This is a genomic window from Fusobacterium sp., assembly GCF_029258315.1.
Classification (GTDB): domain Bacteria; phylum Fusobacteriota; class Fusobacteriia; order Fusobacteriales; family Fusobacteriaceae; genus Fusobacterium_B.
Genome location: NZ_JARHZE010000019.1, coordinates 12,663 through 34,812, shown reverse-complemented (window position 1 = coordinate 34,812; position 22,150 = coordinate 12,663). Strand labels below are relative to the sequence as shown.

The 22,150-nt window shown below is 27.8% G+C and carries 21 protein-coding genes; 14 read left to right on the top strand and 7 right to left on the bottom strand.

The window, feature by feature from the left end; all coding sequences use genetic code 11:
- Positions 1 to 809: tRNA 2-selenouridine(34) synthase MnmH (gene mnmH, locus Q1J48_RS01560; protein ID WP_300360697.1), on the bottom strand; the 809-nt coding region annotated here is incomplete at its 3' end.
- 315 nt (positions 810 to 1,124) lie between these two features.
- Here mnmH and Q1J48_RS01555 point away from each other — a divergent pair.
- Complete coding sequence (locus tag Q1J48_RS01555) at positions 1,125 to 2,801, top strand: phosphoenolpyruvate carboxykinase (ATP) (RefSeq protein WP_300330018.1); 1,677 nt, start codon at positions 1,125 to 1,127, stop codon at positions 2,799 to 2,801.
- 111 nt (positions 2,802 to 2,912) lie between these two features.
- On the opposite strand, the gene Q1J48_RS01550 is transcribed toward Q1J48_RS01555, so the two are convergent.
- Positions 2,913 to 3,938 carry a YeiH family protein gene (locus tag Q1J48_RS01550; RefSeq protein ID WP_300330015.1) on the bottom strand — a complete coding sequence of 342 codons (1,026 nt, stop codon included), beginning with the start codon at positions 3,936 to 3,938 and terminating at the stop codon, positions 2,913 to 2,915.
- A gap of 124 nt (positions 3,939 to 4,062) precedes the next feature.
- Between Q1J48_RS01550 and Q1J48_RS01545 the strand changes: the two genes are divergently transcribed.
- The 7 genes from Q1J48_RS01545 to Q1J48_RS01515 all read left to right on the top strand — a co-directional run bounded on the left by Q1J48_RS01545 (position 4,063) and on the right by Q1J48_RS01515 (position 10,151).
- Entirely contained in the window at positions 4,063 to 4,911 is an 849-nt protein-coding gene (locus Q1J48_RS01545; protein ID WP_300330013.1) for a LysR substrate-binding domain-containing protein, read from the top strand.
- Positions 4,912 to 4,995: 84 nt separating this feature from the next.
- Positions 4,996 to 5,787: a TIGR00282 family metallophosphoesterase gene (locus Q1J48_RS01540; protein ID WP_300360696.1), complete on the top strand. Its 792-nt coding sequence runs from the start codon at positions 4,996 to 4,998 to the stop codon at positions 5,785 to 5,787.
- 8 nt (positions 5,788 to 5,795) lie between these two features.
- Complete coding sequence (gene prmA / locus Q1J48_RS01535) at positions 5,796 to 6,728, top strand: 50S ribosomal protein L11 methyltransferase (RefSeq protein WP_300330009.1); 933 nt, start codon at positions 5,796 to 5,798, stop codon at positions 6,726 to 6,728.
- A 16-nt stretch (positions 6,729 to 6,744) separates the two neighbouring features.
- Positions 6,745 to 7,428, top strand: coding sequence for a (d)CMP kinase (gene cmk / locus Q1J48_RS01530; protein WP_300330006.1), 684 nt, complete (start codon positions 6,745 to 6,747; stop codon positions 7,426 to 7,428).
- Positions 7,429 to 7,438: 10 nt separating this feature from the next.
- Complete coding sequence (locus Q1J48_RS01525; protein ID WP_300360694.1) at positions 7,439 to 8,668, top strand: 3-deoxy-D-manno-octulosonic acid transferase; 1,230 nt, start codon at positions 7,439 to 7,441, stop codon at positions 8,666 to 8,668.
- An 11-nt stretch (positions 8,669 to 8,679) separates the two neighbouring features.
- The gene (trmB, locus tag Q1J48_RS01520; RefSeq protein ID WP_300330000.1) at positions 8,680 to 9,378 is read left to right on the top strand and encodes a tRNA (guanosine(46)-N7)-methyltransferase TrmB; all 699 of its coding nucleotides are present in this window, start codon (positions 8,680 to 8,682) and stop codon (positions 9,376 to 9,378) included.
- Positions 9,379 to 9,533: 155 nt separating this feature from the next.
- Positions 9,534 to 10,151: a superoxide dismutase gene (locus Q1J48_RS01515; RefSeq protein WP_300360693.1), complete on the top strand. Its 618-nt coding sequence runs from the start codon at positions 9,534 to 9,536 to the stop codon at positions 10,149 to 10,151.
- A gap of 97 nt (positions 10,152 to 10,248) precedes the next feature.
- Here the strand turns inward: Q1J48_RS01515 and Q1J48_RS01510 are convergent, their stop codons facing one another.
- Positions 10,249 to 10,401 carry a hypothetical protein gene (locus Q1J48_RS01510; protein WP_300344788.1) on the bottom strand — a complete coding sequence of 51 codons (153 nt, stop codon included), beginning with the start codon at positions 10,399 to 10,401 and terminating at the stop codon, positions 10,249 to 10,251.
- 380 nt (positions 10,402 to 10,781) lie between these two features.
- On the opposite strand from Q1J48_RS01510, the gene Q1J48_RS01505 reads away from it, so the two are divergent.
- Positions 10,782 to 11,279: a hypothetical protein gene (locus Q1J48_RS01505; protein WP_300344786.1), complete on the top strand. Its 498-nt coding sequence runs from the start codon at positions 10,782 to 10,784 to the stop codon at positions 11,277 to 11,279.
- Positions 11,280 to 11,303: 24 nt separating this feature from the next.
- A complete protein-coding gene (locus Q1J48_RS01500) occupies positions 11,304 to 11,729 on the top strand; it encodes a hypothetical protein (protein ID WP_300344784.1) in 426 nt (141 codons plus the stop codon).
- Positions 11,730 to 11,976: 247 nt separating this feature from the next.
- Here the strand turns inward: Q1J48_RS01500 and ruvC are convergent, their stop codons facing one another.
- Positions 11,977 to 12,549, bottom strand: coding sequence for a crossover junction endodeoxyribonuclease RuvC (gene ruvC / locus Q1J48_RS01495; RefSeq protein WP_300360691.1), 573 nt, complete (start codon positions 12,547 to 12,549; stop codon positions 11,977 to 11,979).
- Between the two features lie 148 nt (positions 12,550 to 12,697).
- On the opposite strand from ruvC, the gene uvrA reads away from it, so the two are divergent.
- Positions 12,698 to 15,526: an excinuclease ABC subunit UvrA gene (uvrA, locus tag Q1J48_RS01490; RefSeq protein ID WP_300360690.1), complete on the top strand. Its 2,829-nt coding sequence runs from the start codon at positions 12,698 to 12,700 to the stop codon at positions 15,524 to 15,526.
- Between the two features lie 283 nt (positions 15,527 to 15,809).
- Here uvrA and ptsP read toward each other — a convergent pair whose 3' ends face one another.
- The 3 genes from ptsP to Q1J48_RS01475 form a co-directional block, all read right to left on the bottom strand.
- Positions 15,810 to 17,540: a phosphoenolpyruvate--protein phosphotransferase gene (gene ptsP / locus Q1J48_RS01485; protein ID WP_300360689.1), complete on the bottom strand. Its 1,731-nt coding sequence runs from the start codon at positions 17,538 to 17,540 to the stop codon at positions 15,810 to 15,812.
- A gap of 103 nt (positions 17,541 to 17,643) precedes the next feature.
- Entirely contained in the window at positions 17,644 to 17,907 is a 264-nt protein-coding gene (locus tag Q1J48_RS01480) for an HPr family phosphocarrier protein (protein WP_300328799.1), read from the bottom strand.
- A gap of 221 nt (positions 17,908 to 18,128) precedes the next feature.
- The gene (locus Q1J48_RS01475; protein WP_300360688.1) at positions 18,129 to 19,235 is read right to left on the bottom strand and encodes a Mu transposase C-terminal domain-containing protein; all 1,107 of its coding nucleotides are present in this window, start codon (positions 19,233 to 19,235) and stop codon (positions 18,129 to 18,131) included.
- A 272-nt stretch (positions 19,236 to 19,507) separates the two neighbouring features.
- Between Q1J48_RS01475 and ptsG the strand changes: the two genes are divergently transcribed.
- The 3 genes from ptsG (at position 19,508) to Q1J48_RS01460 (ending at position 22,117) form a co-directional block, all read left to right on the top strand.
- Positions 19,508 to 20,989, top strand: a complete 1,482-nt coding sequence (gene ptsG / locus Q1J48_RS01470) for a glucose-specific PTS transporter subunit IIBC (protein ID WP_300360686.1) — start codon at positions 19,508 to 19,510, stop codon at positions 20,987 to 20,989.
- A 13-nt stretch (positions 20,990 to 21,002) separates the two neighbouring features.
- Positions 21,003 to 21,494 (top strand): PTS sugar transporter subunit IIA, encoded by a 492-nt coding sequence (locus Q1J48_RS01465; protein ID WP_300328807.1) that lies wholly within the window; start codon positions 21,003 to 21,005, stop codon positions 21,492 to 21,494.
- Between the two features lie 137 nt (positions 21,495 to 21,631).
- Positions 21,632 to 22,117: an outer membrane beta-barrel protein gene (locus tag Q1J48_RS01460; RefSeq protein ID WP_300328809.1), complete on the top strand. Its 486-nt coding sequence runs from the start codon at positions 21,632 to 21,634 to the stop codon at positions 22,115 to 22,117.
- Positions 22,118 to 22,150: the final 33 nt, after the last annotated feature.

Below are 22,150 nucleotides of genomic sequence, written 5' to 3'. Positions count from 1 at the left end.
TTTAAAAGGCATTGTTCAAGTTCTTCGATAGAAGCACTAGAATAGTCTTCCATTATAACCTTAACTCTATTTTCCATAGTTGTGCTAACAAAAATATGTAGTCCATTTACTATTGAGGCATAAACAGATTCAGGAACATAAATATCTCCAATTCTTTTACTCTCGCTCTCTGCTAAAAAATATTTTTTTTCATTTTTTACAATAGCATCAAAAACTTCCCCATCAAATCTCTTTTGACTTTGTTTTCTATTTTCACAAAGCCCACCGAAAAAAGATCCTTTATGATCTGCTATTTTTTCAAGGTTTAATACAGAACAATTTTTTTCTTGAAGTTTTTCTAAAATTTTAGTTTTTCCTTCACCAGTTCTTCCGTGAACTACAATATATTTTATATCCTCATTTTTATTTGCCATATTATTTAAAATATATTGACGATAAGCCTTATAACCTCCTTGAAGTTTTAAAGTTTTATATCCAAGACTATTGAAAAGAACTTCTAAAGTAGTACTTCTCATACCACCTCTTGCACAATAAAAAATAAGTTTATCATATTTTTTTGAAAGTTCATTTATCTCTTTAAAAATTACTGGTAATCTTTTTGAAATTTTTTCAATACCAATCTCTTTAGCTTTTTCTTTAGATACTTGTACATAAGCAGTACCAACCTCAGCTCTTTCATCATCAAGAAGAGAAGGGATATTTATAGCTCCGGGAATAGGTTCTTCTTCAAATTCCTTAGGACTTCTTACATCTATTAAGATATAATTTTTTAATTTTAAAACATCTTCGAAATTAATTTCTCTCATCATATAACCTACCTTTTTAAATTTACACTATATTATAAACTAAAAAACTAATAATAGCAATTAAGAAATAAGAAATTTAGGTATTGCCAAAGTATATTTTACAAGGTATAATGTAGAATAAGGCAAAAATAAAGGGGTAATTTATCAATAACAATTTTTTATGTATGCAAAGTAAAAAATAAATAAAAAATATTAGAAGAAATATAGAAAGTTTGGTATAATATTTTTGGATAAAAAATATTAAAAAATAATCAAAAAACGATCTAAATTTATCCTAAAAAATATTTTTTTTACAATGAAGATTGAGGAGGTTACACTATGGCTACAAAAACATACTACAAAACAGAAGAAATTGGGGCAAACAAACCAGGATTTTCAAGAACACGTTCTATAATAGAAGCTGCTTTTTATGGAAACAATGTAACAAAGGTTACAACAGTAAAAGAAGCTTATAAATTAGCAAAAGCATCTCCTGGAACAATAGTGACAGATATACCTGTTTATAAAGGTGAGGAATTTGGCTTAGAACCTGATACAAAAGTTTTATTGTTTAATGATGGACCTATAACAGGACGTTATGCTGCAGCTAGAAGAATAGTTGGAGACCCAGATATAGATAAAGAAAGATTAGATAAAACTTTAATGAATGCTGTTTATTATACAAGATTTAAAAAACTTTATCACGCAGAAGCTTACATAGGACTTAACCCAGAATTTATGGTAAAAGCTCACCTTCTAATTCCTGAAGGGGACGAAAATATTATGTATTCATGGTTGCTTAACTTCCAATATTTATCTACTGAATATTTAAAAATGTATAAAGATTCTAAAGTTTTACCAAAAGAATCAGACATATATATATTCTCAGATCCATTCTGGAAAGGAACTAGATATGTTGAAGCTGCAGACCCAGAATATTTAACATATTTTGATCCAGAAAATAACTGTGCTGCAATTCTTGGAATGAAATATTTCGGAGAATTTAAAAAAGGAACTTTAACACTTGCTTGGGCTATTGCAAATCGTCAAGGATATGTATCTTGCCACGGAGGACAAAAGAAATATAAATTAAAAGATGGAAGAAATTATGTAGCTTCTTTCTTTGGACTTTCAGGAACAGGAAAATCTACATTGACTCATGCAAAACATAATGGAAAATATGATGTAACAATTTTACACGATGATGCTTTTATAATAAATACAGAAACTTGTTCATCAATAGCTTTAGAGCCAACATATTTTGATAAAACAAATGACTATCCAGCAGGAAGTCCAGATAATAAATATTTATTAACAGTTCAAAACTGTTCAGCTACTTTAGATGAAAATGGAAAAGTTGTAATAGTAACTGAAGATATTCGTAATGGAAACGGAAGAGCTATAAAATCAAAATTATGGTCACCTAACCGTGTAGATAAAATAGATGAGCCAGTAAATGCAATATTCTGGTTGATGAAAGATCCTACATTACCACCAGTAGTAAAATTAAAAGGAGCTTCTTTAGCTTCAGCAATGGGAGCTACACTTGCTACTAAGAGAAGTAGTGCTGAAAGACTTGCTCACGGAGTAGATCCAAATGCTCTAGTAGTTGAACCATATGCAAATCCATTTAGAACTCATAAATTATCAGATGACTATAATAAATTTAAAAAATTAGTTGCTGACAAAAATGTTGATTGTTACATTTTAAATACAGGAGAATTTATGGGTAAAAAAGTAAAACCTCAAGATACTCTTGGAATATTAGAAAAAATAGTTGATGGAGAGGCTAACTTTAAACCATGGGGACCATTCTCAGATATAGAGATACTAGAATGGGATGGATTTATACCAGATCTTAAAGATCCAACTTATTTAGAAGCTTTAACAAATAGAATGAAAGATAGAGTTGAATTTATAAAATCAAGAGAAACATTCAAAGGTGGAAAAGATAAACTTCCAGAAGATGCTCTAGAAGCAATAGAAAAAGTATTAAAAGAAGTAAGTAGCTTATAAAATTAAAAGACCGCGAATAAATTATTCGCGGTCTTTTTTAGGATGAAAAATGTTTTAAAAAAGCTTTCTAGTATATATTAATAGTAGTTTGTAGTAAATTAAATAGAAGTTTTATACAATACCCATAGCATATTCAACAATTATAGCAACTACCACAACTAATAGGGATATTATAAAACCATGTACCATAGGAGCTGAACCAGATTTTCTCATCTGTCTAAAGCTTGTGTTTAATCCAATAGCAGCTAAGGCAGCGATCATTAAGAATTTACTTAATTCTTTTAAAAATTCAGAAACTCCATAAGGGATAAATCCAAAACTATTTACAAGAGCTAAGAAGATAAATCCAAATATAAACCAAGGGAAGATAGATAAAATATAAGCTCTTGCTTCCGCTTTATTTGCTTCAAAAACTTTATTTTGTTTTTGCTTTAAACGAACATTTATAATAGCAAATATAATAACAACTGGAATTATAGAAAGAGTTCTAGTAAGTTTTACCATTGTTGCAAAATCTCCAGCAGCTTCACTGAAAGCATAACCAGCAGCAACAACACTAGATGTATCATTAACAGCAGTACCAGCCCATAATCCATAAGCTATATCTGTCATATTTAACCATTTTCCAAAAATAGGGAAAAGAACTATCATAACCATATCAAAGATAAAAGTAGCTGACATTGAATAAGCAATATCACTATCTTCAGCATCAATAACAGGAGCGATAGCAGCAATAGCTGATCCACCGCAAATTCCAGTACCAGCAGAAATTAAGTTTGATATTTTCCAGTTAAGTCCTAATAAATTTCCAACAACGTATCCTCCACCAAAACAAGTTATAAGAGTAAATATCATAATAACCAAAGACATTTTCCCAATGTGAAGAACTGTTCCAATACTTAAAGATGCTCCTAACAAAATAATTGCAAATTTTAGTATTTTTTTAGAAGTAAACTTAAGTCCGTCTTTTAAAATTGGTGAAGGTTGATAAAAATGGTTGATAAACATTCCAATAAAAAGTGCGATAACCGACGCCCCCACCAGGTGAATAGGCATTAGAGATTCTAAATATTTAGATACTCCAGCAATAATCAATGCAAAAATAAAACCAGGTAAAATAGCAAAAGCTTGTGTCATAAAATCCTCCTAAAATATTTATTATATAATTGATTTTAGCATGAAAAAATGATAAAATCTAATAATCATTCATTATATATTAATAATAAAAATTTATTGATAGAATATAAGAGAGGGTGAAAAAATGTTAGATCACAGAATAATAACTTTTTTAAAATTATGTGAAACAATGAATTATAGAATTACAGCAGAAAAGTTGCATATGACACAACCAGCAGTGACACAGCATATACATTTTTTAGAAGAGGAGTACGATTGTAAACTTTTTATATATAATAGAAAGAAATTAGAAAAAACAAAGTCAGCTATCATATTGGAAGAATATGCCAGATCAGCCTATTATAATGATATTCACTTGAAAAAAAGGCTTAAAGAAGAGGAAAGAATAAAGATAAATATAGGGGCAACTAAAACAATAGGGGAATTTGTGATATCTGAAAAGATAAAAAAATTAATTGAAGATGAAAAATATGATGTTTCTTTAGTAATTGATAATACAGAAAATCTTATAAAGATGTTAGAGGAGCATAAATTGGACTTTGCTATTGTAGAGGGGATATTTAATAAAGAGAAGTATGGATACAAACTTTATAAGAAGGATGAATTTATAGGGATTTGTAGTAAAAATCATAGATTCAATGATAAAAATATAAAATTTAAAGAACTTTTTGAAGAAAATATAATTGTAAGAGAAGAGGGATCAGGAACAAGAAAAATCTTTGAACAACTGTTATTCCAAAATAGTTTTTCATTGGAGTTTTTTAGAAAGCAGATTGTTATAAATAATTTTAATTTGATAAAAGATTTGGTGAGATTAAATGCCGGGATATCTTTTGTTTATAGCTCTGTTATAAAAGATGAAAAAGAGATAGGAAGATTTTGTATTGGAAATAAAATGGAAAGAGAATTTAACTATGTATTTTTAAAAAATACATTGGCAAAAGATTTTGTAGAATTTTTTAGGAATTTGTAAAGAAATTCAACTCTTTAAAATTAAAAAAAAAAGTGATATAATGAACTATTGAATATAAAAAAATCAAAAAAGAAAGTAGGAGAAATGAGAGTATTAGTAGTTGGTGATGTAGTAGGAAGTCCAGGAAGAAAGACTTTAGAAGAATATTTAAAAAGATTTAGTTCAAATTATGATTTTATAGTTGTAAACGGGGAGAATGCAGCAGCAGGATTTGGGATCACTGCTAAGATAGCAGATGAGTTTTTAGCAAATAATATTGATGTTATTACAAGTGGAAATCATATTTGGGATAAAAAAGAGATATATACATATTTAGAAAATTCTGAAAGATTATTAAGACCTATAAATTATCCAAAAGGAGTTCCAGGAAAAGGTTATACAATAGTAGAAAGTAAAAAAGGGATAAAAGTTGGAGTGGTTTCAGTACAAGGAAGGGTATTTATGCCACCTATTGATTGCCCTTTTAAAACTTTAGCTGATGTTGTTGAAGAGATGAGAAAAGAGTGTAAAATTATAATTGTTGATTTTCACGCAGAGGCTACTTCTGAAAAGATAGCTCTTGCAAAATATATGGATGGAAAAATTTCTCTTTTATATGGAACACACACTCATATTCAAACAGCAGATGAAAAAATCTTATTAGAAGGAACAGGATATATAACTGATGCAGGAATGACTGGATCTGATAATGGAATAATAGGAATGGATAATAATTCGATAATTCCTAAATTTTTAAATTGTCTTCCTCAAAGATTTGAGATTGCTAAGGGAATGGAAAGATTAAACGGTTTAGATGTAGAGATAGATGAAGAGACAGGAGACTGTCTAAGAATAGACAGAATAAATATTTCATTGGATCAAATAGAGATGATGTAGGGGGAAGAATGAAGGTTTTAGAAATAAAAGTTGTTTATGAAAGTGATGATTTAGAAAAAGCAAAAAAAGAAATAGGTGATGTTTTTTATGATTTTGGTGCCACAGGGCTTAAGATAGAAGAACCATTAACTCATAAAAATTCATTGGATTATTATAAAGATGAAAAAGAATTTCTTATGGTAGAGAACGCAGTATCTGCATATTTTCCTATAAATCCATATTCAGAAAGAAGAAAATTAGCTATTCAAGAGGCTTTTAATAATAAGTTTATGGATAGAGATGATCTTATATACAGTATAGAGTTTTATGAATATGATGAAGAGGATTATCAAAACAGTTGGAAAAAATATTTCTATACTCAAAAAATAAGTGAGAGATTTGTGGTAAAACCAACTTGGAGAGAGTATGAACCTCAAGATGATGAATTAATTATAGAATTAGATCCGGGAAGAGCTTTTGGAACAGGAACTCACCCAACAACATCTCTTTGTATAAAATTAATGGAGAAAAATATATCTTCAGAAGATACAGTAATAGATGTTGGAACTGGTTCAGGAATATTAATGATAGCTGCTGAAAAATTAGGAGCTAAAGAGATATATGGAACAGATATAGATCCTATGGCTGTTGAGGTAGCAAAAGAAAATCTAGCTCTTAATAAGGTTGATGAAACAAAAGCTAAAGCATATGTTGGAGATTTAATATCAGTTGTACAAGATAAAAAGTTTGATGTTGTAGTGGCAAATATTTTAGCTGATGTATTACTTATACTTTTAAAAGATATTTCAAGAGTTGTAAAAAAAGATGGACTTGTTATATTCTCAGGAATAATTGAAGATAAATTAGATGAGATGAAGAGAGCCATTGAGGAAGTGGGACTTGAGATATTAGAGGTTAAAGCAGATAAAGAGTGGAGAGCAATCTTAATGAAAAATAATTAATTTAGGGGGAAGAAAGATGAAAAATTTTATAGTTGCAATAGATGGACCTGCTGGAAGTGGAAAAAGTACAGTTGCTAAGATATTAGCAAAAAAATATTCTATGACTTATTTAGACACAGGGGCAATGTATAGAATGTGTGCCTTATATTTTATAGAAAATGAAATAAGCATTGATAAGAAAAAAAATATAGAGGAAAATTTACCACTTATAAATTTAGATATAGAGAAAGATAAATTTTTCTTAAATGGAAAAGATGTTTCTTTAAAAATAAGAACACCAGAAGTTACAAGTATGGTATCTTATGTTGCAAAGATAAAAGAGATTAGAGAAAAAATGGTAGAACTACAAAGAGAGATAAGCAAAGGGAAAGATGTTATCCTTGATGGAAGAGATATAGGAACAGTTGTTTTCCCAGATGCAGACTTAAAAGTATTCTTAGTAGCTTCCCCAGAAGAGAGAGCTAAAAGACGTATGAAAGATTATGAAGAAAAAGGAATAATTGAAGAGTACGAAAAAGTTTTAGCAAGTATTTTAGAGAGAGACTTTATAGATTCTACAAGAAAAGAGGGACCTTTAAAGAAAGCTGATGACGCTATTGAAATAAGTACAGATGGAGATACTATTGAGGAAACAGTTGCTAAACTAGGAGTTTTTATAGGAGTAGCAAAAGAAAAAAAGGCTAGAAGAGAGAATATATAAGGAGAAGAGTATGATATATAATTTTTTAAGAATGATTATATATATACCACTTGTATTTATATATATTTTTAATAGAAAAAAAAGAGAGTTTTTAAAGAAAAGATTTTTTCAAGATTTTAAAAAATTAAATTTAAGAGAAAATTGCATTTGGATTCACTGTTCATCAGTTGGAGAGGTAAATCTTACAGATTCATTGATAAAAAAAATCCTAGAAAAAACAGAAAATGATATACTTTTAAGTGTTTTTACTGATACTGGATATGAAACTGCTGAGAAAAAATATTCAAATAATTTAAGAATTAAGATTATATATTTTCCTTTAGATGATTATCTATCAATAAAAAGAATTTTAAAAAATATAAGATTAAGAACACTTATTATAATAGAAACAGAGATTTGGCCAAACCTGATAAGCCTTTGCTCAAAAGAGGGGAGGGTTATTTTAGCCAATGGAAGAATATCTGATAAAAGTTTTAAGAAAAATCAAAAGATTAAATTTATTTTAAAATCTCTTCTTTGTGAAAAAATAGACTTTTTCTGTGTTCAAACAGAGATTGATAGAGAGAGATTTGAGAGTTTAGGTGCTGATAAAAATAAAATAAAAGTTACAGGAAATTTAAAATTTGATATAGAACTTGAAAATTTTTCTGATTTGGAAAAAGAAAAATTAAAAAATGATATTTTTTATAATAAAAAGAAGATTTTTGTATGTGGAAGTACTAGAACAGGTGAAGATGAAATTTTAATAGAGAGTTTTAAGAGATTAAAAAATTATATCTTAGTTTTAGTTCCTAGACATTTAGATAGAGTTAATAAAATAGAAAATTTATTGGAAAAACAAGGGATAAGTTATAAAAAATATAGTGAAATAGAAAATGTTTCAAAGGATAGCAGTTTAGATTATCAAGTTTTGATAGTTGATAAGATGGGAGTTTTAAGAAAATTCTATTCAATAGCCGATATAACTTTTGTAGGTGGGACTTTGGTAAATATTGGGGGGCATAGTTTATTGGAGCCTCTATTTTATAGAAAGACACCTATTTTTGGAGAGTATTTACAAAATGTAAAGGATATTTCTAAGGAGATATTAAAAAGAAAGATTGGTTATCTTGCAAAGAACTCACAAGATATATATGAAGATATTTTAAAAATAGAAAAAAATGATTTGGATATTAAGGAGATAGAAAATTTCTTTAAAGAAAATCAAAATGTAGCTGAAAAAATAATAGAAAAAATATAGATGGAGGAATAATGTCAGAAACAAGAGTAAAAGAATATTGGGAACACTTTTTTGAAAAACCAAAAAAACAATATAATCCCTATATGGAAAGATTAAAGGAATATCCTGAGTATATAATGTATGATAAGGATATAATGGATTCTCACAAAGGAAAATGGAATGAGTATTTTAAAAATGAAAATCCTATATATATAGAGATTGGTTCTGGTAGCGGAAATTTTGCTATTGGTATGTGTCAAAAATATCCTAATAGAAACCATATAGCTATGGAATTAAGATTTAAAAGATTACATTCTTCTGCTAGAAAATCTAAAAACTATGGTTTAAATAATGTTTTATTTTTAAGAAGATTTGGTGAGGAGATCACTGAATTTGTTGCAGAAAATGAAATAGAAGGAATGTATATAAACTTCCCAGATCCTTGGGAGGGAAATGAAAAAAATAGAATAATTCAAAAACCATTATTTGATACTTTAGATAAAGTGATGAAGGTTGGAGGAAAACTATTTTTTAAAACAGACCACGATCAATATTATCTAGATACTTTAGAACTTCTAAAGGGAATAGATAATTATGAGATAGTTTATCATACTTCAGACTTACATAAAAGTGAAAAGGCTGTTGATAATGTTTTAACAGAGTTTGAGCAACTATTTTTAAATAAATTTAAGAAAAATATAAACTATATAGAAATACAAAAAATAAAATAATTTATGAAATGAACACCTTAATTTAAATATTAGGGTGTTTATTTTTTTCAAAAAAATCTTGTAAAATAAAGAAAATTATGTTAGAATATATTTATAAAATTGAAATGATTTCAATTTTAAAAAAGATGAAATAAAGTTAAATAGGAGGAAGAAATATGTCAAAATATCCATTTAAATTAAGAGAATTACCTTTTGAATACACAGGTTTAGAGCCAGTTATTAGTAAGAGAACAATAGAATTTCATAGAGATAAACACCTTAATGCTTATACAAATAATTTAAATGATGCTTTATCAAAATCAGTTGAATTACAAGAGCTTTCATTAGAAGAGATATTATCAAATTTAGATAGAGTACCAAAAGATATACTAACTCCAGTTACAAATAATGGTGGAGGAGTTTACAATCATAATTTTTATTTTGAGGCATTAACAGCTCCAAACTCTACTGAACTTAAAGGGGAGTTAAAAGAAAAAATAGAAAAAGATTTTGGAAGTGTTGAAAACTTTGTTGGTGAGTTTAAACAAGCAGCAGCTACACTATTTGGATCAGGTTGGGCTTGGTTAGTATTAAAAGATGGAAAATTATCAATTATAAAAACAGCTAATCAAGATACACCTTTAAAAGATGGTTACAAACCATTATTAACAATAGATGTTTGGGAACATGCTTACTACATAGACTATCAAAATTTAAGACCAACTTATATAGAAAAATATATGTCAATAATAAACTGGGATTTAGTAGCTAAACGTTACGAGTTAGCAAAATAGATTATTAAGTAAAGCTAAAAAAGAACAGGTTGCCTGTTCTTTTTTTGATTAGTATAAAAAAATTTGTGTAATTTATCTAGAGGGTTTAAATTATTGCCTAAATAATAGCAACTATAAATCTTATAGAAAAACAAATGGTTGCTATAATTAAAAATTTCATATTATCATTTACTTTAAAGAATAATATTGATATTATAAAAACAAAAAGAGCCATTGCTCCAAGATGAGTAAATTCAGTACTAATTATCATTCCTTAAATAGGAATATAATATTTAGAATATTTAAAAAGTGATATATTGTTAAAAATAAAAATTTTTTCATAAAATTAACTTCGTAATATTTATTTTTTAGATTTTTTCTTAATTGATTAATTAAATTTTATTATAATATTATTAAATATCAATAAAAACTAAAAAAGAATAATGTTTTTGTTTTTATAAAATTTATCATTTTAAAAATTTTTATATTTTATATTCTTAATCTAAAATATATCCCATTTTAAACAAAGTTTTAAGAATTTTTCGATTCACTTAAATTGGTTCTAAATACTTTGTTTTTTAATTTTGGATATGATATAATTTATTTAATATAAATTTATTAAAAGTAAAATGATAATGGAAAGGTGAGATTATGAAAAAGTTTTTTAAATTAGTTTGTTGTACTTTATTAGCTACTTTATTTATTAGTTGTGGCTCATCAGATGAAAGTATAGTAAAAAAATATCTTCCAGGTTCTTATAGTAGAGAGCATAAGAAGAAATCAGAAGTAGGTTTTGGTTATGATAAAGAAATAACAATACAACATTTAAAGGGAAATGAATTTAGATTTACTTGTATAGGAAATGATAGAATATATAGAAATAATGATGGTTCAATAAAAGAAAAAATAGAGAGAACTCCAGATGTTTTTGATTATGAGATTAGTTCTATAACTTTAAAAGAAAAATCAGATTCAGTATCAAAGTACTATATAAAAGGATTTATTACAAATGTAGTGTCTGATGGAACAACACATTCGCATGCTAATTATGGAGTTAATCATTCTGGATCAGTAACTTTAATAGTAGGAAAAAATAGTGTTGAAATTATGATGCCTGGGTCTAGTCTTTCTACAATTAGAAAAAAATAAATTAATATATTTAAGGGAGAGTTTATGTTAATTATTGAATTAATATTAATTTTTTTAAGTTATAAATATATTCCTAAATTAAAGGAAAAAGTAAATTCTGAATATAATAAGAGATTTAATTTTATTATATTTTCAAAAGAAAATTTAAAAAAACCATTTATAGGTTCAATGTTTATTGTTTTTGGCTTTTTTTATGGACAATTTAAACCTACAGATAAAATATCATCAATTGGACTTATATTAGTAGGAGTTGGAATTTTTATCAAAGTAGTATATGAAACTTATAAAAAAACAGATTTAAAATATGGAACAATAGCTGCTTTTATATATATTTGTGTAATGGCTCTACAAATAACATTTGGGGTAATGATGGCAATAGCACTTTTTGCTGTTTTACTTTTCTCTTGTATGGGAGATAATAGTAGAAGAGATAATTATTATGATTATTAATTGTAATAGGCTTTTATCAAATAGTATTGGTAAAAAATAAAATGAACTTTTAAAATAACCTTAATGTTAGTTTTAGCATTAAGGTTATTTTATTAATTAGGAAAGCATAGATTTTAAGATCTAAAAAATAAAGAAATTTAAAAAAATATTTGAGGAAAGTAAGAAAAATTTTAGTATAATATTAAATATAGAGATTTTTAAAAATTACAAAGAAAAATGCAGAGGACAATCGCGCTATTTTTTATAATTATTTATTCATTATTAATTCCCTGAACTCTTTAGCTGACATCTTTGTTTTAGTAAGATTTTTTGTAGAAAGAGTTGAAGAGTTTGAAGGGATATATTGTAAATTTGTTAAAGAGTTGATGTGTGTGATAGCAATAGCTATGGCATCAGCAGCATCATCTGGTTTTGGTATCTCTTTTAGTTTTAAAATAGTTTTTACCATAAGCTGAACTTGTTTTTTTTCAGCCTTTCCATATCCAGTTATACCAATCTTAACTTGAAGAGGGGTATATTCTGAAATTTTAAGATTATTTTTTTTACCAGCTAGTACAATGACTCCTCTTGCCTCACCAACAGAGATAACAGTTTTATTATTTTTAAAATAAAAAAGTTCCTCTATTGCCATATGTTCTGGGGAATATTTTTTTATAATCTCTTCAAGCTCATTAAAAATAATTAAAAGTCTATCTTCCATAGGAAGATTTTTATCTGTATAAATACAACCATAATCTATAAGTTGCATTTTAGAATTAACATAATCAACTATTGAATAACCAACGATAGCTGTTCCTGGGTCTATACCTAAAATTCTCATTTTATCTCCAATCTATATAAAAAATTATATATAAATTATAACATAAAAAAAATTAAATTCAAAATTAATAATAAAAGTATATAGAATATATATAATTTTTTATAGATAAAAATAAATTCTTGTAGTAAAATAAGTATGAGGTGAAAAGATGTTAGATAAATTAATTATAAAGGGAGCTAGAGAACATAACTTAAAAAATATAGATGTTGAAATTCCTAAGAATAAATTTGTTGTTGTTACAGGGGTAAGTGGAAGTGGAAAATCTTCTCTTGCCTTTGATACAATATATTCAGAAGGGCAAAGAAGATATGTGGAAAGCCTTTCAGCCTATGCTCGTCAATTTATAGGGCAGATGAAAAAACCAGAAGTGGATTCTATCGAGGGACTTTCACCAGCTATTTCCATTGAACAAAAAACAACTAATAAAAATCCTAGATCAACAGTAGGAACAGTAACAGAGATATATGATTATATGAGACTTTTGTTTTCTCATATTGGTGTGGCGCATTGTCCAATATGTGGGACTGAAGTAGATAGAAAAAGTATAGAAGAGATAGTAGAAAATATAATAGAAAAATTTGAGGACAGAGCTAAGCTTATAGTTTTATCTCCAGTGGTAAAGGATAAAAAAGGAACTCATAAAAATTTATTTTTAAATCTTGTAAAAAAAGGTTTTGTGAGAGCTAGAGTTGATGGGGAGATACTTTATTTAGAGGATGAGATCAATCTTGATAAAAATGAAAGACATACAATAGAGGTTGTTGTAGATAGACTTGTTTTAAAGAAAGATGATAGAGAGTTTGAAATGAGATTAAATCAGTCTATTGAAACTGCCACAGAACTTTCTCAAGGAAAAATAATAATAAACACAGAGGATACAGATTATTTATATAGTGAAAACTATGCTTGTCCATATCACGAAGATATAAGTATTCCAGAATTAACTCCAAGACTTTTTTCTTTTAATGCACCTTATGGAGCTTGTCCACATTGTAATGGACTTGGTCAAAGTATGGAGATAGATCCAAATAAATTGATCTTGGATAAAACTCTTTCAATAAAAGATGGGGGACTTTATGTACCGGGAGCCTCAACAAGAAAGGGTTGGACTTGGGAGATGTTTTTGGCTATGTGTAAAACTTTTGATATAGATACAACTATTCCAATGAAGGATATTCCAGCTAAACAATTAGAATTAATTTTTCACGGAACAGATAAAAAATATAGATTTGATTATGAGGGAAAAGATTTTTCGTTCCACGGACTTAGAGAGTTTAACGGATTGATAAAAGGGTTGGAAAAAAGATATAAAGAAAGTTTTTCAGAGGCTCAAAAAGAAGAGATTGAAAATAAATATATGATAGAGAAAGAGTGTAAATATTGTCACGGAAAAAGATTGAAAGATGAGGTATTAGCTGTCACTATCAATGGAAAAAATATTATTGAAATTTGTCAGATGAGTATAGTTGAGTCTTTAGAATTTTTTAACGGGGTAAGTCTTACAGAGAAACAGGAAAAAATTTCTAAGGAGATTTTAAAAGAGATCAAAGAAAGATTAAAATTTATGATAAATGTAGGATTGGATTATCTTTCACTTTTCAGAGGAACAAGAACTTTATCTGGTGGAGAGAGTCAAAGAATAAGACTTGCTACTCAGATTGGTTCTGGTTTAACAGGGGTTTTATATGTACTTGACGAGCCAAGTATAGGGTTACATCAAAGGGATAATGATAAACTTTTGGAGTCTTTAAATAGATTGAGAGATATAGGAAATACTTTGGTTGTAGTAGAGCACGATGAGGATACAATGAACCAAGCTGACTGGATTTTAGATTTAGGAAGAGGGGCTGGAGAATTTGGAGGAAACTTAATAGCCTATGGAACACCAGAGGATATAAAAAATAATCCAGACTCTTTAACAGGTGAGTATCTAAGAGGTGAAAAGAAAATAGAGGTTCCAGAAAAAAGAAGAGAGTTTATTAAAAGCTTAAAACTTTATGGAGCTAAAGGGAATAATTTAAAAAATATAGATGTAGAAATTCCTTTAGGGGTAATGACAGTTGTAACTGGAGTAAGTGGAAGTGGAAAATCAACTCTTATAAATCAAACTCTATTTCCAGTACTTTTCAATGAATTAAATAAGGGGAAATTATATCCATTAGAGTATAAAAAAATAGAGGGGATAGAAAATTTAGATAAGGTAATCGATATAGATCAAACTCCTATTGGAAGAACTCCTCGTTCAAATCCAGCAACTTATACAAAGGTTTTTGATGAGATAAGAGATATATTTGCACAGACAAAGGACGCTAAGATAAAAGGGTATGAAAAGGGAAGATTCTCTTTTAATGTGAAAGGTGGAAGATGTGAGTCTTGTCAAGGAGCTGGAATATTAAAAATAGAGATGAACTTCTTACCTGATGTTTATGTTGAGTGTGATGTTTGTCACGGAAAAAGATATAATAAGGAAACATTAGAGGTATATTACAAAGGAAAAAATATTTCTGATGTTTTGGATATGAGTATAAATGAGGCCTATGAGTTTTTCAAAAATATTCCATCTCTTGAAAGAAAATTAAAAGTTTTAGTGGATGTTGGTCTAGGATATATAAAACTAGGACAACCAGCTACCACTCTTTCTGGTGGAGAGGCTCAAAGGATAAAATTAGCCACAGAACTTTCAAAAGTTTCTTCTGGAAAAACAATATATATTTTGGATGAGCCTACAACAGGACTTCATTTTGATGATGTAAAAAAATTGGTTGAAGTTTTAAATAGACTTGTAGATAAAGGAAATACTGTTGTTGTAATAGAACATAACTTAGATGTTATAAAGACAGCAGATTATATTATAGACATTGGACCAGAAGGTGGAAGTGGAGGGGGAACTATTGTTAAAACAGGAACTCCAGAAGAGGTTTCAAGATCAAGAAAAAGTTATACAGGAAAATATTTAAAAAAATATCTGAAAAAATAAAATAAAAAAGAGGCTGCTACAAATTGATGATTTTTTATCATTGGTTTGTCAGCTTTTTTTTATTAAGAAATTATAAAATATACTATGATAAAAAATATAAAAACTTATTATTTATTAATGACTATAAAAGAGTAAAAAAATTAGTTATAATCTATAAATAAAAAGTAAGACAGAGGTTTTATTAAAAGAAATTTATTTTGTTAATAAAATAAAAATGCCAAAAAGAAAAAATCTTTTTAGCATTTTAATCATTGGACTATTAAAAATATAATAGACTTTTTAATTATTTATTATAAACAGATGAATTAAATTTAGAAATTTCTTCCATAACCTCTTCAGCTGTTGCACAATCTAAAACTCTTTCAACTAAATCTTCACAATCTTTTTTATTAAGTGCTAGGATATTTCTTTTTATTCTAGGAACAGAGATAGCTGACATTGAGAAAGCATCAAGTCCCATACCAAATAAAACAGCAGTAGCATTTTCATCTCCAGCAAATTCTCCACACATAGAAATTGTTATATTTTCAGCGTGAGCTCCATCAATAGCACATTTTATAGCTTGAAGAACAGCAGGGTTGTATGAGTTGTAAAGTTTAGAAATTTTTTCATTTCCTCTATCAACTGCAAGAGTATATTGAGTTAAGTCGTTAGTTCCTATTGAGAAGAAATCACATTCTTTTGCAAAAGATCTAGCTCTAAAAGCAACTGCAGGAGTTTCAACCATTATACCAAGTTGAATATTTTCATCAAAAGCTACTCCCTCAGCTCTTAATTCTTCCATACACTCTTTAAGTAATTCTCTAGATTTTCTAACTTCAGCTAGAGATATGATCATAGGTAACATAATTTTTATATAACCAAAAGCAGATGCTCTTAATAAAGCTCTAAATTGAGTTTTTAAAATTTCAGGTCTGTCAAGACAAACTCTTAATGCTCTCCATCCTAAGAAAGGATTGTCTTCTTTTGGAAGTTCCATATAAGGTAGAGATTTATCTCCTCCGATATCCATAGTTCTGATAGTAACAGGTTTTCCTTCTAAAGCCTCAGCAACTGCTTTGTATGCTTCAAACTGTTCATCTTCACTAGGGAAACGGTCGTTATTCATAAATAAAAATTCAGTTCTATAAAGTCCAATTCCTTGAGCTCCATTTTTTAAAACTCCTTCAATATCTTTAGGAGATCCTATATTTGCCCAAGTATTAACTTTTTTACCATCAAGTGATACAGCATCTTTATCTTTTAATTGTTTTAATAATTCTTTTTCTTCTAAGAAAGTATTTCTTTTTTCTGTATAAGTTTTAATCTCTTCATCAGTAGGATCTAAGATTACAGTTCCTTCTAAGGCATCTACTATGATACAATCTCCAGATTTTACATCAGAATATTGTTCACCAGTTCCAACAACTGCAGGAATTTCTAAAGATCTTGCCATAATAGATGAGTGAGCAGTTTTTCCTCCGATTTCAGTAACAAAAGCTAGAACATTTTCTAAATCTAATTGAGCAGTGTCAGAAGGAGTAAGATCTTTAGTGATGATAATAGAATCTTTTGGTAAATTTGAAAGATCTAATATAGCAGTTCCAGTAACATTGTATAACCATCTTTTTCCAATATCTTTAAGGTCTGCAGCTCTTTCTCTTAAATAAGGATCTTCTAAGCAACCAAGCATTTCACAATATCCTTGAATACCTTGCTCAAGAGCATTTTCAGCAGTTATATTATCATCTTCAATAAGTTCTACAACTTCATCAAATAAATCTTCATCTTCCAATAAAGTGATATGTCCATCAAAAATACTTGCCTTATCTTCTCCAAGTTTTTTTGCAGTTTTTTCTCTTATTATTAATAATTGTTCTTTAGAAGCATTTCTTCCAGCAAGAAGTCTATCTTTTTCAGCTTCAACATCTTCAATATTATCTTTATTGATAACAATTTCATTTTCTTTATATAGAAAAACTTTTCCAATTGCTATTCCAGGTGATGCAGGGATTCCGTTAATAATTTTACTCATTTAATAATACCTTCTTTCCTTATAGTTTGATTGAAACTTTTATTTATTATTTTTAAAAAATGAGAGAGAAATAACCTTCTCATCCCAAAAGCTTAAGAACCTATTAATCTTTTAAATTAACAAGAAAATCAGCTAGTTTATCAACAGCCTCTTGTTCATCTTCTCCAGTAGCATAGACAGTAACTTGAGTTCCTTTTTTTATACCTAAAGAAAGAAGTTTTAAAAGAGATGTTCCCTTAACTTTTTTCCCTTCAGAATTTTCAACCTCAATAACTGATTTAAAAGTTTTAGCTAGTCCAACAAATTCATTTCCAGGTCTAGTGTGAAGCCCAGTTTCGTTTGTAATTACAACAGTTTTAGATAACATATTTAACCTCCAGATATAAATAAATATTCTATATTTACAATGAACAAAATAAAAACTGTACTATGAACATAGTATATTATAAAATAAAAATTGTCAATAAAAAAACATCTTTATTTAACAAAATAAATATAAAAAATACAAATAGTATTAAAATAAGATTGACTTTTTAAGATTTTTGTGTATTGATTAAATTTTTAATTTTGACTATATTTCTTTAGTGATTAAGTTGTTATTAAATCATAAAATTGATTTTTAAAGAAAATATAAATTTTTTTCTGATCTAGGGGGTTGAACTTTAATTCTACTTCTTGTCCCTCTAGAGATTTTAGAATGTTTGATTTAAATATAATGTTTTTAAATCTAAAACTAGAAGCTGAAATTTTTCTAGTTGTACTTTGTAATAAGACATCAAATTCTTTTGAAAACTCACAATTTTTTATAAGATTAAATTCAAGTTCAAAATTATAATCTTGATTGTCTAGATATATATATGGATTTAAAAAATCTTCGACATCTTTTTTTAAGAAAATTTTATCTTTATCAAAAAAGTTTTTATTTAAATCTTCATTTAAAAGAGTGGCAAATTTTTTAATCTCCTCATCATAAGATGTATAGTTAGAAATTTTAATATTAGTTTTATTGAATATCTCTTTTGAGATAGATTTACTTATTGTATTATTTTCTGAATCTATAAGAATCTCCTTTGGTTTTATCAATTTATTTTCTAATATAGATAATTTCAATAATGCCTCTTTAATAAATCCAAGAATAGAATAAATATTAGTTGGATCTGTATTTAAAGAATAATGAATAATTTTTAAATCAGATAAATCGAATAGCAATAATACAGATGGAACAACTACTTTAGTAGATTGAACAAATATAGAGATAGGCATTTCGATAACTGAGAAAATTTCATTGGATTTTTTTATTTTATTTAAATGAAAAGATACAGATTTTTTAAAGAATCCATCTAAATTATTTAAAATTCTATAAAAAGTTGGATAACTTATATTATAATCTTTTTCTTTTAAAGTATTCTTACAACTTTCATATAGTTTTGAAATATTTGATTCATTCTCTTTAGAACAAAGATCTTTTATTATTGAAATTCCCTCTTGATCTATGACTTTGAAAGAGTTTTTATCTTCACGTTCTTTTTTTTCTAAACCAAATAAGCCATTTTCTTTATAAGATTTAGTCCATCTTTTAAGAGTTGCGTAAGAAATTCCAGTTTCGTTTTCAATATCTTTTAATTTTTTTTCTTTTTTCAAAAAAGGCTCAATTATCTTAAATCTTTTTATCTTTAATTCGTCTAGTGAATTCATTTTGATACTCCCATATTTATAAAAAAATAGTTCAAAATACAATAATCAATTGTATAATACAATATAATTTTATAAAAGTCAATAAAAAAATATTGCAAAAAAAAGGCTCATTTTTTTAGAAAAAAACTTGACTTTTTTTCTAGAGATGTGATAATATAAAATCAAATCAGAATAAAATAAAACATAAATAACAAAAAAAGTACTATACATCAAAGAGTGTTTAAAAGATTAAAAAAAGGAGGGTGTGTGAATTTATTCACATAAAAAAAGAGATGAAAGTATTTGCAGAAATTCAAAAAGTTGGAAAAGCGTTGATGACTCCAGTTGCTATTTTACCAGCAGCAGGACTATTTTTAGCATTTGGTAACAAATTACAGATGCCTTTAATGGAACAAGTTGGAGGGGTTATATTTGGAAACTTACCACTATTATTTGCTGTGGGGGCAGCGATAGGATTAGTTGGTGGAGATGGGGTTGCAGGTTTAGCAGCAATAGTAGCTCTGTTAATTATGTGCACTACTATGGGAACTATCACAGATGCTCAAGCTATGATAGAAGCAGGAAATAAAGGGTATGCGATGGTAATGGGAATACCTACACTTCAAACAGGAGTTTTTGGTGGATTAATAGCTGGGGTAATAGCAGCAATCTGTTATAAAAAGTTTTATAAAACAGAACTACCACCATTCTTAGGATTCTTTGCTGGAAAAAGATTAGTTCCAATAATGACAGCAATAACAGCATTTTTAGTTGGAATGGCAATGCCAACTATCTGGCAACCAGTCCAAATAGGATTAGCCAAATTATCATATATCGCCAATGAAGGAAATACAAATATATCAACATTTATGTTTGGTTTGGTAGAAAGATCATTGATTCCATTTGGATTACACCATATATTCTACGCTCCATTCTGGTATGATTTTGGAGAGTACATAAATAAAGCTGGAGATATAGTAAAAGGGGACCAAACAATTTGGTTTGCAATGTTAAAAGACGGAGTTACTAACTTTAGTTCAGCAACTTATCAAGGAGCTGGAAAATTCTTAACTGGTAAATTTATAATAATGATGTTTGGATTACCAGGTGCAGCTTTAGCAATGTATCACGAAGCAAGAAAAGAAAATAAAAAATTAGTTGGAGGAATTTTATTCTCAGCAGCTTTAACATCATTTTTAACAGGAATTACTGAACCATTAGAATTTTCATTCCTATTTGTTGCTCCTATATTATATGGAGTTCACTGCTTATTTGCAGGATTAGCATTTATGTTAATGAATATTCTTAATATCAGAATAGGTTTAACTTTCTCTGGTGGATTGGTTGACTTTATAGTTTTTGGAATACTTCCAGGAAGTGAAGGGTTTGAAACAAGATGGCATGTGGCTGTATTAGTTGGACTTTGTTTCTCAGTTATCTACTATTTTGGATTTAGATTTGCAATAAGAAAATTCAATTTAATGACTCCAGGAAGAGAGAAAAAAACTGAAGAGGAAAAAGTAGAATTAGGAGAGGAAGAATTAGCTGTTGGAGTATTAAATGCTTTAGGTGGAAAAGATAACCTAGTTTCTTTAGATGCTTGTATAACAAGACTTAGAGTTGAAGTTAAAGATACAGGTTTAGTAGAGGATAAAGAGTTAAAAAAATTAGGTGCATCTGGAGTTTTAAAAGTTGGAAAAAATGGAGTTCAAGCAATTTTTGGTTCAAAAGCTCAATTTATTTGTAATGATTTAAAGAAAATGACAGATCTTTAATTAGGAGGAAAAAATGGGATTATTTGATATATTTAAAAAATCTAAAAATGAAAAAGTGGTGGAAATATATTCACCATTAAATGGAACAGTTATAACTTTAGAAGAGGTTCCAGATGAGGCTTTTGCCCAAAAGATGATAGGAGATGGATGTGCAATAGAACCAAGTGAAGGGGGGATATTTGCACCAGTAGATGCTCAAATTGATATATTTGATACAAACCATGCTGTAAGTATTGAAACAAAAGAGGGACTAGAGATGATAGTTCACTTTGGAGTAGATACAGTAAAATTAAATGGAAAAGGTCTAAAAAGATTAGCAATATCTGATACAGCAAAAAAAGGAGAAAAACTTATAGAGTATGATTTAGCATATTTAAAAGAAAATGCTCCTTCAGTTAAAACTCCAATAATAATTACTTCTATGGATATGGTTGAAAAGATAGAAGTTTTAGGGAAAGGTCAGATAAAAGCAGGAGACCTTTTGATGAAAATTTATTTAAAGTAATCTATAATCTAAATTAAAAAATACACACAAACAAATTAAGAAAATAGCTGGTATTCTGGCTATTTTCTTTTTTTTGAAAAACTTAAATATTTGTGCTATAATTCTTTTAAGTTTAAAAGAAAGGGAGGTGCAACAAGATGAAAAAATTATTATTAGGAATATTTCTTTTATTTTCTGTAAATATTCTTGCACTAGATGCACATTTTAGATTAGGAGGTATCACAAACTCTTCATCTTATAATAAAGAGAGTGGAAGTTTTGAAAACTATGCTCCAACATTTGGAGTGGAAGTTACTCAAAGTTTTGCTTTAGCAGATCTAGGGGTAGGAATAGCTTATAATAAAAGTGCAGATGAGGTTGAAGTTGAAACAGTTCCAGTTTATGGACTTGCAAAATTTAATTTCTTTCCTTTAATTCCAGTTCAACCATATATAGTTGGAAAACTAGGAAGAGTACTTTATACAGACGATGATTACAGAGATAAAGATGGTAGCTTATATTATGGTGCTGGTGTAGGAATGTACTTCTTCAATATGGAAGCTGAATTATTATATTCTAGAACAAAAATGGACGATGATAATTTAAATCAAGTTTCACTTGTAGTTGGATTTAGTATATTCTAATAAAAAAAACCTTCCTTGGTTGAGGAAGGTTTT